Source organism: Streptomyces sp. NPDC127106, from assembly GCF_042677605.1.
Taxonomy (GTDB): Bacteria; Actinomycetota; Actinomycetes; order Streptomycetales; family Streptomycetaceae; genus Streptomyces.
Genome location: NZ_JBHXTC010000001.1, coordinates 616,745 through 629,602, shown reverse-complemented (window position 1 = coordinate 629,602; position 12,858 = coordinate 616,745). Strand labels below are relative to the sequence as shown.

Annotated in this window: 9 protein-coding genes; 3 read left to right on the top strand and 6 right to left on the bottom strand. The window is 74.9% G+C overall.

Annotation, left to right across the window (positions count from 1 at the left end; translation table 11 throughout):
* The first annotated feature begins 141 nt into the window (after positions 1-141).
* Positions 142-948: a hypothetical protein gene (locus ACFVGY_RS02615; protein ID WP_385669766.1), complete on the top strand. Its 807-nt coding sequence runs from the start codon at positions 142-144 to the stop codon at positions 946-948.
* Positions 949-1,093: 145 nt separating this feature from the next.
* Positions 1,094-2,329, top strand: coding sequence for a cytochrome P450 (locus ACFVGY_RS02610; protein ID WP_385669857.1), 1,236 nt, complete (start codon positions 1,094-1,096; stop codon positions 2,327-2,329).
* 469 nt (positions 2,330-2,798) lie between these two features.
* On the opposite strand, the gene ACFVGY_RS02605 is transcribed toward ACFVGY_RS02610, so the two are convergent.
* From ACFVGY_RS02605 to ACFVGY_RS02585, 5 genes are all read right to left on the bottom strand, one after another.
* The gene (locus ACFVGY_RS02605; RefSeq protein ID WP_385669763.1) at positions 2,799-3,866 is read right to left on the bottom strand and encodes an alpha/beta hydrolase; all 1,068 of its coding nucleotides are present in this window, start codon (positions 3,864-3,866) and stop codon (positions 2,799-2,801) included.
* 98 nt (positions 3,867-3,964) lie between these two features.
* The gene (locus tag ACFVGY_RS02600; protein ID WP_385669761.1) at positions 3,965-5,575 is read right to left on the bottom strand and encodes a molybdopterin-dependent oxidoreductase; all 1,611 of its coding nucleotides are present in this window, start codon (positions 5,573-5,575) and stop codon (positions 3,965-3,967) included.
* 77 nt (positions 5,576-5,652) lie between these two features.
* Positions 5,653-6,009 carry a hypothetical protein gene (locus ACFVGY_RS02595; protein WP_385669758.1) on the bottom strand — a complete coding sequence of 119 codons (357 nt, stop codon included), beginning with the start codon at positions 6,007-6,009 and terminating at the stop codon, positions 5,653-5,655.
* A 276-nt stretch (positions 6,010-6,285) separates the two neighbouring features.
* Positions 6,286-8,670 carry an alpha-N-acetylglucosaminidase gene (locus ACFVGY_RS02590; protein WP_385669755.1) on the bottom strand — a complete coding sequence of 795 codons (2,385 nt, stop codon included), beginning with the start codon at positions 8,668-8,670 and terminating at the stop codon, positions 6,286-6,288.
* An 11-nt stretch (positions 8,671-8,681) separates the two neighbouring features.
* A complete protein-coding gene (locus ACFVGY_RS02585; RefSeq protein WP_385669753.1) occupies positions 8,682-10,364 on the bottom strand; it encodes a ricin-type beta-trefoil lectin domain protein in 1,683 nt (560 codons plus the stop codon).
* Positions 10,365-10,710: 346 nt separating this feature from the next.
* Between ACFVGY_RS02585 and ACFVGY_RS02580 the strand changes: the two genes are divergently transcribed.
* Positions 10,711-11,076, top strand: coding sequence for a hypothetical protein (locus ACFVGY_RS02580; RefSeq protein ID WP_385669750.1), 366 nt, complete (start codon positions 10,711-10,713; stop codon positions 11,074-11,076).
* Between the two features lie 24 nt (positions 11,077-11,100).
* Here the strand turns inward: ACFVGY_RS02580 and ACFVGY_RS02575 are convergent, their stop codons facing one another.
* Entirely contained in the window at positions 11,101-12,663 is a 1,563-nt protein-coding gene (locus ACFVGY_RS02575; RefSeq protein ID WP_385669747.1) for a PQQ-binding-like beta-propeller repeat protein, read from the bottom strand.
* Positions 12,664-12,858: the final 195 nt, after the last annotated feature.

Sequence of the window (12,858 nt, the reverse complement as noted above, 5' to 3'; positions counted from 1 at the left end):
CGTACCCCCGGGCGTGTCCGGCGGCCCGTCGCGGTGGCCGGATCGGCCGTCTTCCGGCGGCGCCCGTGCCCGGATACGACTGGACCGCGCCCCCGCCCCCCACCGAACGGCCCCCTCCCGCCCTCCGAGGAGAACCGCCCGATGAGCCCTACGGCCATGACCAGCTTCGACGAGGTCTACACCCTCCCCGACCCCCGCGGGTACTTCACCCGCCTCCGACCGTACGCGTACCAGACCCCCGCCCACGCCCAGCCCGTCTTCCGGGCCCTCGCCGCCGAACTCCGGCCCGACCGGCCCGCGATGCTCGACCTGTGCTGCTCGTACGGGATCAACGCCGCCCTCGTCAACCACGACGTCACGCTCGACGAGCTGTACGCGCACTACACCGCCCCGGCGGCGGCCCGGCTCACCACGGCCGCCCTCATCGCCAGGGACAGGGACTTCTACGCCGCCCGCCGCCGCCCCGACGCCGTCCCCGCCCTCGGCATCGACGCCTCGGGGCCCGCCGTCGAGTACGCGGTCGCGGCCGGACTCCTCGACGAGGGCCACGCCGAGGACCTGGAGACCGCCGAACCGGGGGAGCGGCTGCGGAGCTCGGCCCGCGGAGTCGGCCTGATCACCATCACCGGAGGCACCAGCTTCCTCACCGAGCGCACCTTCGGCCGGCTGCTCACCGCCGTCGGACAGCCCGTACCGGTGGCCGCGTTCGTCCTGCGCACCCACGACTACCGGGCGATCGCCGGCTGCCTGGAGTCGTACGGGCTCATCGTCGAACGGGCCGAGGGCATCAGCCCGCAGCGGCGCTTCACCGACCCCGAGGAGCAGCGGCGGGCGGTGCGGGCCGTCACCGCCCTCGGCGAGGACCCGGCCGGGAAGGAGGCCGCGGGCTGGTTCCACACCCGGCTGCACCTGGCCCGTCCGGCCACCACCGGGACCAGGGCCCGGTGACCCGCTCTTGCCCAACCCGCCCTCCGCATCGCACTGTTGGCCGGGAATCGTCCATACGGTCAGGAGAGCCCGCTTGTCACCCGAGACCCCGGCCCGCACCCCCGCCCCCGCACCGGGGGTCGAGCGGCCCGCGCCCCCGTACGCCATCGACCCGTCCGGCGGCTGCCCGCACGCCCTCAACGCCTCCCTGCGCGCCCGGGGACCCGTCGCGGACGTGGTCCTGCCCGGCGGGGTGCCCGGCGCGGTCGTCCTCGGCCACGACGCGCTCAAGGAGTTCCTCGCCCACCCCGACGTGGCCAAGGACTCCCGGCACTGCCCGGCCCTGTACGACGGCACCGTCCCCCCGGACTGGCCGCTGCGGGTCTTCGCCAACGCGCAGGGCATGCACACCGCCGACGGGGCCGACCACCGCCGGCTGCGCTCCCTCGTCGGCAACGCCTTCACCGCCCGCCAGGTGGAGCGGCTGCGCCCGCGCATCGAGGAGCTGACCGCCGAACTGCTGGACGACCTCGGCCGGGCGGCCGCCGCCGCCCCGGACGGCGTCGCCGACCTGCGCACCCACCTCGCGCTCCCGCTGCCGATGAACGTGATCTGCGAACTCCTCGGCGTGGAACCCGAGCACCGCGAGCGGCTGCACCACCTCTCCTCCACGGTGATCATCGACACCGGCACCGGTCCCGCCGAGAAAATGGCCGCCGCCCGCGAGCTGATCGAACTGATGGGCACCATCGCGGCCGCCCGCCGGGCCGCCCCCGGCGACGACCTGACCAGCGCCCTCATGGCCGCCCGCGACGACGACGGCGACCGGCTCAGCGAGGCCGAACTCATCGGCACCATGCGCCTGATGCTGGTCGCCGGCCACGAGACCACCCTCAACCTGATCAGCAACGCCGTCCGTGCGCTGTGCACCCACCGGGACCAGCTCGCGCTCGTGCGGGACGGCAAGGCGAGCTGGTCGGACGTGGTGGACGAGACCCTGCGATGGGACGGCCCGGTCAGCTGGTTCCCGTTCCGCTACCCGACCCGCGACCTCGACCTCGGGGGACACCTCATCCCGCGGGGCACTCCGGTCCTCGCCGGCTACACCGCGGCGGGCCGCGACGAGGCCTTCCACGGCCCGGACGCCGCCCGCTTCGACCTCACCCGCCCCGGCGCGGCCCGCCACCTCTCCTTCGGGCACGGCGTGCACTACTGCGTGGGCGCCCCGCTGGCCCGGCTGGAGGCCGTGATCGCCCTGGAGGGGCTGTTCACCCGCTTCCCGGACCTCGACCTCGCCGTTCCCGAGGCCGAACTGCCCCGCCAGCGCAGCTTCATCGGCAACAGCGTCGAAGCCCTGCCCGTCCGTCCGACAGTCCGCCCGACCGGACGCCGGACCGGGTGACGGGGCATCAGCCGGACGCGACCGGACCGTGGCCGGGACGCACCCGCGCGGCGGACACGCCGGGTAGCGTGCGTGACCGCAGGACGGTGATCGACAGCGAGGGGGGCCGATGTCGCGGCAGGCCTGGCGGTGGGTGGGGGCGGGGTGGCTGGCCCTGGTGTCGGCGAGCGGAGCCTTCACGCTGTACCTGGACGACGTGGGCGGGCCGCCGTCGGCTCCGAACCGGTGGGAACGCGTCTCCCCGCCGAGCGATCCGCCTCATCCCTGTCCCAGTCCGACGGGAGGACCCCCGGGCACCCCGCACGGCTGCGCCTACTGGGAACGCGGCTGAACACACCGGTACCCGGCCGCCGAGGCCGTAATGCAGGGGACAGCGAGACCCTCTCCGCCCCGAAACGCGTCCGCTTCGCAGAGCTCAGCGAGAGGTCGAGGTCGGCTACTGCGTCGTGCCCGGGTACCCCGCCGGTGGTCAGTGGCCGGCGGTGGGTGGGGAGAGCTCTGTGCTCAGCCAGCCCAGGGCATCCGCGTACATTCCGCTCCACGCCTGGAAGTTGTGGCCGCCGGCCGGGCGGACCAGGGTCTTGACCCGGACCCCGCTGCCTGCCGCGGCCCGGCGGAACGCCTCCAACTGCCCCGGAGGGCTGGACCGGTCCTGCGCGGAGGTGGCCAGGAACAGCCCGACATCGGCCCCCTTCGCCTGCCGGACCAGCGACTGCGGGCTGTTCCGCTCCCGCAGCACCGGGTCGGGCAGCACCTCCGGGTCCCCGGAGAGGGGATCCGGGTCCAGGGCCGCGCCCGCCCGGAACGCCTTCGGGTACTGCAGCGGCAGTTTGGCCGCGCAGAAGCCCCCGGTGGAGACGCCCAGCAGGCCCCAGCCACCGGGCCCGCGCAGGGTGCGGAAGTTCCTGGCGACGACCTCCGGTACGTCCGCCGCCAGCCAGTCGGCCACCTGGCGCCCGGGGACGTTGCTGCAGTCGGTGTTCACCCCGCCCGGGGAGATCTCCGGGATGACGAGGATGAACGGATGGGCCGCGCCCAGCCGAATCAGCTCCTCGGCCGCCCCCGGCATGTCCCCCAGGTCGAGCCAGGTGCGGGGCGAGCCCGGGGAGCCGTGCAGCACCACCACCGGGAACCGGGTCCGCTTCGCGCCCGGGGCCGCGTACTCCGGGGGCGTCCACACGATCACCTGCCCGGCGAGCTTCGAACGGGAACCGCGGAACCAGGTGCTGCGGGTGCCGTCGGCGGCCCGGGTGAACGTGGCCCGGCCCGGCGCCGGCCCGGTCAGCACCGAGGCGTCCCGGGCGCTGCCGGTGCCGAGCAGGTCGTCCCAGGAGGTGTAGAGCCCGTAGCTGCCGTTGATCCAGGCGGCGGTGGCGGCGATGGCGGTGATCTGGCACAGCGCGAGCATCACCACCCGGGAGGGCCAGCGCACCCAGCCGGGCCCGGGAATCCGGTTCCACAGCAGCAGCGCGGCGAGCACGGCGAGGACGGTGACGGAGATCAGCGTGACGAGCAGCGGCGTACTGGTGAGCTCCACGGCGGCCGGCTCCTGATGTGCAGTCGGGCGGGGGTGCGGCGGTGAGGCGCGGGACGGGTGGGATTATCCCGCCGCGGCGGCGGGAAACCGGGCAGCCGTCAACTCTCGCGCGCGGTCCGGCCCGAGCGGACCTGCACGGTCACGGTGTGCAGTCCGGTCGCCCCGTCGGGAACGGTCGGCGTGCTCCGCTCCGTCTGCACCGCGCCCGTCCCGTCGGTGGCCCGGACCTGGAGCGTGTGCCGCCCCGGCGTCGCCTCCCACGGCCACGTCCACAGCCGCCAGGTGTCGACGCCGTCCGCGTCGGCCAGCCGGACCTCGTGCCACGGGCCCCCGTCGACGCGTACCTCCACCCGGGCGATCCCCCGGTGCTGCGCCCAGGCCACGCCGGCCACCGCCACCCGGCCGGCCGGGGGTGCGGCGCCGGCTCGCGGGGTGTCGATGCGGGACTGCGTCTTGACCGGTGCCTGCTGGGCCCAGGACCGGCGCACCCAGTACGCGTCGTACGCCGCGAACGTCGTCAGCCGCAGCTCGCGCAGCCACTTGCAGGCCGAGACGTACCCGTACAGCCCCGGTACGACCATCCGTACGGGGAACCCGTGCGCGAAGGGCAGCGGCTCGCCGTTCATGCCGACGGCCAGCAGCGCCTCCCGGCCGTCCATGACGGTCTCGACGGGCGTGCCGATGGTCATCCCGTCGACGGAGCGGGCCACGAGCTGGTCGGCCGGACCTCCCTGCGAGGGCGGCCGTACCCCCGCCTCGCGCAGCAGGTCCGCCAGGCGCACGCCGAGCCAGCGGGCGTTGCCCGCGTACGGGCCGCCGACCGGGTTCGACACGCAGGTGAGCGTGATGTCGTGCTCGACCAACGGGCGGGACAGCAACGCGGGCAGGTCCAGTTCGAGGGGGCGGGCGACTCCCTCGCCGTGGATGCGCAGCCGCCAGGTACCGGCGTCCACCCGCGGGACGACCAGGGCGGTGTCCACCCGGTAGAAGTCCCGGTTCGGGGTGAGGAACGGCGAGATGCCGGGCACCGGCGGGTGCGCCCCGGGCGGGACGGGCGCGGCGGGCACGTCCGGCGGGGGGAGGGCGAACCGGGCCCGGGAGGCGGTCGCCCCGGCCGAGCCGTGGGCCCCGAGCCGGCGCCCCGCGTAGCCGATCCCGGCCGCCGCGACGAGCGCGGCCGCGACGAGCCTGCCGAAGCCGCGTCGGTCCACCGCCCAGGCGCCGCCCGGCGGCGCACCCGCCGGCCGGGGCGTACGCAACGCGCGGACCAGCAGGTACAGCACCCCGGCCGTGGTGAGGGCGCCCACCGCCGACGGCAGGGCGTCCTGCCAGGACGCCTGGGGGCGGCTGACCGCGGCCAGCGCCCCGAGCAGCCCGACCGCGCCGACCACGGCCTCCCCGGCGGGCAGGTGGCGTACGGCGAGGATCCCGGCCGCGGCGGCGAGCAGGCCCAGTACGGCGATGATGCCGAGGGTCAGGACCAGTTTGTCGGCGGTCCCGAACTGGGCCACCGCCCATTCCCTGAGCCCGACGGGCGTCCGGTCGACCACGGCCCCGCCGACCGCGGTGACGGGCGCGGCGTCGGGCCGGACCCACGCGGCGGCCAGCTGGGCCACGGCCAGGCCCGCACAGGCCGCGACCAGCCCGCAGGCGGCACCGGCGGTGTGGGTGCGGCGCGGGCGTGCGGGCTCCGCCTGCTCAGGGGCCATGCGCCACCTCACCGTCTGCCGGTCCGGTCCCGCCCACCGTGTCCAGTGTGACGTGGCACGGCAGGGTCGTGCACCGGTCAGCCGCGTGGGCGGCCCTCGGCGGCGACCCGTTCGGCCGCCTGCCGGGCCACCGCCTCCAGGGGGTGTGCCGCCTCCCCGTCGGGCGGGCGCGCGGCCGGCCCGCCGCGCTTGCGCAGCTCCACCACCCCCTCGGTGAGGCGCTCACCAGGATCCGTGGGCCAGGGCACGGACCCGGTCGCGCCCGGTAAACGGTCGGGGTCCGCGGTGCCCGCGCCGGCGGCGGGCACCTCCGGAGCCGGCCGGGCGGCCGGAGCGTCCGGGCTCCCGGCGGTCAGCGCCCCCTGGGCGGGGACGTCCGGTGCGGGGACGTCCTGCCCGGGCCGGCCGGGCCGCTCGTATCCGGTCTGGGACATGCTCGGTGCACTCCTGCTCGCGTCGGGCCGTCACGGCGTCGGACGGGGCGGATGCCGTATCGATTCGGCGTCGCCCCCGATCGCTTCCGGGCCAGTGAAACGACTGATCGCCCGCAGCAGCGGTCCGCGGGCGTGGTTCTCCCCCACAGGGGTACCGAGAATCCCCCGAAGGGGTGACCGCCCCCATGCGATCCGATCATCCGTCCGTCGGGTCGTGTACACGGCGGGAGGCGGATGACCGGCGGCCGCGGTCCCGGCCGCCCGGTGCACCCACGCCTAACCGGTCGCCTCCAGCAGCTCCGCGACCGCCGTGGCCAGCGCGTGCGGGTCCCCGCTCGGGCCGTTCGCACCGCCCGGGTGCCGGGTGGTCCTACGGGCCCACGCCTCCTCGAAGGCGTGCCAGTCGGTCTCCGCCGGCGCGGTCCCCTTCACCAGCGCCTCGTCCAGCGCCGCGAAGTACGTCGCCCAGCGGGGCGCGTACAGTTCCCGGACCAGGCCGTGCCACTCCCGGTTCGCGTAGTCGTGCAGGAAGCCGCCCTCGCTGGTGCTGCGCGCGCCCCACACGCTGAGGATCGAGCGGGCGTCGTACTCGTACCGGTCCTGCTCCGCCCGGTCGGCGCCCGCGGCGCGGGCCGCGGCCAGCCAGTCGCCCAGCCGGAAGTTCGGATCGGAGCCGGTCAGGGCGTCCAGCCGCCGCTCCGCGTCCTGCCAGGCGGCGGTCAGCTCCCGGAACCGCGCCAGGTCCTTCGCCTCGTAGGCGGCCCTGATCCTCGGCAGCAGCACCCGCGAATGGTTGGCCAGCGCCTGCCGCGCGGTGTCCACCAGGTCGAAGCGGTAGGCGCTGGAGCCGCGCAGCCGCGGGTCCACGTCGAGGAGGTGGTCCAGGGCCCGGCGGACGGAATCCGCCGGGTAGCGCATCGACCGGGGGCTCCAGTACGCGGCCCCCGCCGCGGTCAGGCTCGGCCGGGCCGTGAACAGGCTGTCCTGCGACTCCGACCACAGCCCGGACGAGGTGCTGTACGGTCCCTTGCGCAACTCCTCCCAGGCGGCCGCCGCCTCCGTGTCCGGCCGCCCGTACCGGCGCGCCGCGAACTCCGCGAACCACGCCTTCTGGTCGATCGGGCCCGGCTCCCACGCCAGATCGGTGAACAGGTCGAACGCGGCCGGATTGGTCCCGGTGGCCTCCGGCAGGTAGGCGATGCCGCTCAGCGCGCTGTTCCCCTTGGCCCGCCAGGCGCCGAACCGGTCGATCCACACGGAGGTGTTGGCCCCGACGGTGGTGTGCCCGCCGAAGTTGTAGATCGTGCCCAGCGCGTACGGCACCCCGCCCCAGCGGGTCTCCCGGTCCAGCCGGTTGTACCGGTCGGACAGCCCGTCGAGGATCAGCACCTTCGAGGTGTCCACCCCGGCCAGCAGCTCCTTGCGCGGGCTGTCCTGCCAACCCAGCACCGCCCACAGCGCCCCCGGGTGCGCCGTGTGCAGGGCCGACTGGACGGCTCCGGCGGCCGCCTGGACGTCGACCGTACCCACCGTCCCGCCCTCGTGGAGTGGGCTCATCCGGTACATGGTGCTGTCCCCGAAGACGGCGCGCTGCTCCGCGTAGTACGCGGCCGCCACCTTCGGGAACGCGGCCGACGACGGGTCCAGCCAGTCGGGCCGCTCGAAGCCCGCCCAGTCCCCCTGCGGCACCGTCAGCGCGCCCGGGTTGCGGTCGGCGAAGCCGGGCGGAACGGTGCCGAAGTAGCCGGGCAGGACCGGGGTCATGCCGAGCCCGCGCAGCTGCTCCGCGATCCGGCCGCCCAGCTCGGCGCGCTCGCGCATCAGGCGTTCGGAGACCGGGCCGCCGAACCCGCTCAGGTTCTGCAGCAGCCACCAGCTCTGGTGGCCGGGCGCGGGGATCCACTCCCGCAGCTCCGCGGCGGAGTAGCCGAAGCCCTGGAGCGCACGGTAGTACGGGTACTCGGCGCCGACCTGCACGAACACCTCGTTGATGCCGTGCAGAGCCAGCAGGTCGATCTGTCGCTGGTGCTGCGCGAAGGTGCGGTACGGGCCCGAGTAGCCGTCGTCGGTGTCGTTGAGGGCGTACCGGTGCGGGACCAGCGCGCTGCGGGTGACCGGGGCGGGCACTGCGGGGAGGCGCTCGGGCAGCATCCCGATGCTGTCGCCGGGCCAGCCGATGTCGACCCCGGCGACGTGCTGGAGGTACCAGCCGACGCCGGTCAACAGGGTGGCGCCGGTCGATCCGCGGACCGTGATCGCACCCGCCCGCCCGGACACGGTGAAGCTGTCGGCCCCAGCGGCCCCAGCGGCCCCAGCGGTCGCGGCGGTTCCGGCAGGCGCGTCCGGTACGAGCGTGAACTGACCGGCGTGGCGCGGCAGCAGCCGCTTCAGCGCGGCCCGCGCCGGGCCGACGTCGAAGGCGGCCGCCCCGGGCGGCGCGGCCCCGCCGGGCCCGCCCGGCGCCGGCCCGTCCGACGCGTCCGGCGCATCCGGCACGCCCGGTGCCCCTGGGGAGCCCGGCGCCGCTGTCGGCGGGTGGGCCCGTACGCCGGCGAGGGCGGGGGAGCCCGCGCACAGCAGGGCCAGCAGGGCGGCGAGTGCGGCGGGCCGCAGGGAACGGGCGGGCCGGCAGCGCCGGCCCGCGGTGCGGAGGTTCGTCATCCGGGTGCCCGTCAGACCGGCAGGGACCAGGCCTGGTCCACGCGGTGGTCCCCACACTCGGCCAGCCGCAGCCGGCCGGCCGGGGTGTCGGCCGTCGCGGGCGCGGGGGGCGCCGTCAGGCACAGCCCGCTCACCTTCTCGACCAGGGCCCCGCCCCGCTGGTGGGTCCAGCTCTGCCGCGCCTTCCAGGGCACGCAGCGGGCCAGCTCCACCACCTCGCCCCCGCTCGCCGTCAGGCACGTGCCGTCCAGCCGCAGGCTCCCCCCGCCGCCGAGGACCCACCGCTGGTCGGAGGCCGCGGTGCACGCCGAGAGGACGACCGCGCCGACCCCGGTGGTGTTGGCGCCGTCCATGCACTTCACGCCGTCACCGGTGATCTGCCCGGTCGGCACGGCCCAGCCGCAGCCGGCGCGCGGGGTGAGCCGCCACACCGCCGTGTCGTGCGCGGCGAGCCGCCCGGTGAGGGAGTCGGACACCTGGGTGCGCCGGCCGGTCCACAGGTCCTTGGCGTCGACCGTGCAGTCGTACAGGCCGATGTCGGCGAGCGGGACCGAGATGTCACGGGTGCTGCCGGACCGGTTGAGGACGGCGACGGCGCGGTCGCCGTTTGCCAGCGGCCGGGCCAGCACCTCGAAGGTGGCGTTGGCGGAGACCACCGCGCCCTGGCGGCCCATCGGGTCCTGGTCCAGGGCGATCAGGTCGGTGTTGCCGAGGGCGGCGAGCCCGCCCGGCGTGAGCGCGGAGACGTCGGAGGACAGGATGAAGGGGGCCGCCATCATCGCCCACAGGCCGACCTGGCTGCGGCTCTCCGCGTCGGTGAGGCCCGGGGCGCCCGCGATCAGGAAGTCGGGGTCGTTCCAGTTGCCCGGGCCCGCGTACCGGCCGAGCCAGCGGTTGTAGCCGTAGTTGCCGAGGACGGAGCTCCAGCGGGAGGTCGCCGGCGCGGCCGGGCTGTAGACCTTGATGTCCTTGCCCTCGCGCCACAGTTGGCCGGTCGAGCCGACCCAGCCGAGCACCCTGTGCCAGTCGGAGCCGCCCCATTCGCCCTGCTGGAAGTAGGCGGGAGCCGAGGCCGACAGCACCATGCTGCGGCCGCTGGCCCGCAGCGCGTCGGCCACGGCGGCGTACGCGTCGCGGTACGCCTGCTCCTTGGTTTTGCCCGGCGGCACCCACAGGTTGCAGCCGTCCATCTTCACGTAGTCGACCTTCCAGGACGCGAACTGCCGCGCGTCCTGGGCGTAGTGGTCCGGGCCGCCGCCCTCCGGGGAGCCGCTGCCCGGGTACTTCTCGCAGGTCAGCGATCCGGCGTCCTGGTAGATGCCGAACTTCAGGCCCTTGGCGTGCAGGTACTCGCCCAGCCAGGCCATGCCGTGCGGGAACTTCTGCGCGTCCACGACCAGAGCGCCCTGCGCGTCACGGCTCTTGGTCATCCAGCAGTCGTCGACGGTCACCGTGTCGTAGCCCTTGGCCGCGAGGCCGCTGGAGACCAGCGCGTCGGCGTTGGCGACCACCTTGGCCTCGTCGATGTCGCACATGTAGTGCGCCCAGTTGTTCCAGCCCATGGGCGGGGTGAGGGCGAGCGGGGTGTCCGAGGTCGCGGTCGGCTCGGCGGCCGCCGGGGCGGGGGCCAGGCACAGGGCGAGCAGGGCGGCCGCGGTCAGGCAGGGGAGCGACGCACGCAGGCGAGGCGGCACGGAGACTCCTTGCGGTGGGGGAGCGGGCGGAGGCTTGACGGCGCTGTGGTGCGCCCAGTGCAGCGGTGCGACTACCCGCTGTCAACATAAATCGATCCTTGTCCCGTGATGACCAGCAATATGGGTGCAGGTCGTGTCACACGATCGGGGAGGCATTCGGCGGCCGAGGCCACCGGGCGCCCGCTGCGCCGCCCTCGACCGGAGCACGCGGGTGTCACGTGTCGGACGGACGACGATCGTTGCGCCCCCTTGCGACTTTCGGGGACAGTGCACCCCCCTGCCCATCTGCGAAGGTCTGCGTGTCACAAAGGAATTCGACGGATCGAACACGCACGGAGGAACGGGCATGGCGCAGCGCAAGGGTTGTCTGATCGGCTGCGGAGTGGCGCTGGTCGTCGGGATCGCGATAGCCGTGGCGCTGGCGTTCGGCATCGGGAAGGTGGTCGACGCCGCCGGCAAGACCATGATCGAGCCCGAGGTGTACGCCTCCGTGAAGGCGGGCGACCCCGAAGACGCCGTCCGCGCGAAGCTGCCCTCGGGCGAATCGTTCCTCAAGGAGGCCCTGAAGGAGGGCGGTCCGGCCCAGCCCGCCGAGAGCGTCTGCTCCTGGTACATGGCGGCCGGCGACAGCGCCGTGGGCGAGGAGACCGTGTACCGCTTTTGCTTCAAGGACGGCAAACTCGCCGAGAAGGTCGCCTACCGCATGAAGTAGGAGTCCCAGGGCGGGCCTGCGGTCCTACCTGCCGAACGAGAGCAGCGCATGGGTGACGTTCCCCTTCTCGGGGCTCTTCACCGTCCCGTTGAGCAGGAACAACCGCCCGCCGGCCCAGGCGGCCCGCACGTTGTGGGAAGAGAACACCCCTTGGGCGCCGGCGGCTGCCGCCGGACTCTGCAGGACCACGGTCAGGGCGCCGTCGGCCGGGGCGAGCGCGACCACCGCTGCGGCTTCGCCCTCGCCCGGCGCCACATAGGCGAGGACCTTGCCGTCCTCGATGGCCAGCGGCCAGATCCTGCGGTTCTTCGGGGCCTTGGCGTGCCACTTCTCCGTGCCGGTGGCGAGGTCCACCGCGACGACCTCGTCGGTGAGCTCGGTGGCGAGGGTCTCGCCCACCTTGCCGCGGGCCAGGTAGAGGGTGTCGGCGTCGGCCACGGCGGCGTTGCACTCGTGCAGGCGGCTGCTGCCGTCGCCCCACCCGTTGCACCGCTGGTCGACCCCGAACGACGGCTCGCCGTGCGAGCGGACCTTCCCGTCCGCGGTGAAGGCGGTGAGGCTCCAGGCCTTCCGGTCGGAGTGGTAGGCGGCGACGACCAGCGGCTCCGAGGACAGGATCCGGCCGAAGTTCCAGCCCTTCTCGTACCGGTGGCTCCACCGGGCCCCGCCCGTGGCCGGATCCAGCTCCTCGATCATCGCCAGGCCGCCGGCCGGGTCCTTCGGGTCGGGGCAGGAGCGTACGGCGATCAGCCGGGGCCCGCCGCCGACGGCCACCGGATAGCAGCCGTTCGGCTTCGACGTCCCGAAGAGCTTCCGGCCGTCGGTGGCCGAGAAGGCGCTCATGACGGCGGACCGGGCGACGGCCACCGTGTCGCCGGAGACGGCCAACTGGAACTCGTTCGTGGTGTCGTACTTGTTCTCCTGCGGCACCGGGACCTTCCAGCCCGCCTTGCCCGCGGCGAGGTCGACCTGCTGGAGGGCGGTGCACTTGGCCGTGGCGCTGTCGCTCTCCCGGACGCCGACGACCAGCTGCCCGCCCGCGGCCGGGGACTGCGGCGCCGCGCACAGCGGAGTCTGAAGCTCCACCTTCCACTTCTCCTGGCCGTCGGCCACGGCGTAGGCGGTGACCTCCTTGTCCATCGCGCGGACCACGACCTCGCCCACGCGCCACGGGCCGAACTGCCGGGCTCCCGAGCCCGCCACCTCGGTCCGGTTCTCCCGCAACCAGATCGGCACCTCGCCCGGCTTGATCCCGGCGTTGGGGTCGACGGTGTCCGGCCCGTTCCCGGTGCCCTTGCCGTCTCCCTTGTCCACGGACGCGGAGGGCGTCGCGGCGGCGGCCGTTCCGCTCCCGGCGGCCGGCCCGTTCCCGCCGCCGTCACCGCGGCCCCACACGACGTACGCGAACCCGGAGACGGCCAGGACTACCGCGGCCAGCGCCCCGGCGACCACGGCGGACTCGCGCCCGAACCGACCGGCTCCCGCCGGGGCGGGCGCGGACGCGTACGGCTCCGGCGCCGGACCGAAACCCGGCGCGCGCGGGGGGACGTCGGGCTGCGGGGGCTCCCCGTGGTCACGAGCGGTCATGGAACGAGTGTGTCCCGTGGGACCGGCGGCCCGGAACAGCTTTTCGGCCTCCTTGCACCGCCCGGACATTCCTGCCCGGAGCACCGCACACGGGCCGCTAAAGCGGTTTTGCGGCAGGGCGAGGTAAAGCGCATTAGCGGAATACCGGCCATGCGCCGCCGGGGCCGCATTGACGCACCCCGCCGCCGGGCCCAG

Excerpts from the sequence above, each read along its gene's own strand:
- ACFVGY_RS02615 (WP_385669766.1), top strand. The coding sequence starts at position 142 with ATGAGCCCTACGGCCATGACCAGCTTCGACGAGGTCTACACCCTCCCC.
- ACFVGY_RS02590 (WP_385669755.1), bottom strand. The coding sequence starts at position 8,670 with ATGACGAACCTCCGCACCGCGGGCCGGCGCTGCCGGCCCGCCCGTTCC.
- ACFVGY_RS02595 (WP_385669758.1), bottom strand. The coding sequence starts at position 6,009 with ATGTCCCAGACCGGATACGAGCGGCCCGGCCGGCCCGGGCAGGACGTC.
- ACFVGY_RS02600 (WP_385669761.1), bottom strand. The coding sequence starts at position 5,575 with ATGGCCCCTGAGCAGGCGGAGCCCGCACGCCCGCGCCGCACCCACACC.
- ACFVGY_RS02580 (WP_385669750.1), top strand. The coding sequence starts at position 10,711 with ATGGCGCAGCGCAAGGGTTGTCTGATCGGCTGCGGAGTGGCGCTGGTC.
- ACFVGY_RS02575 (WP_385669747.1), bottom strand. The coding sequence starts at position 12,663 with ATGACCGCTCGTGACCACGGGGAGCCCCCGCAGCCCGACGTCCCCCCG.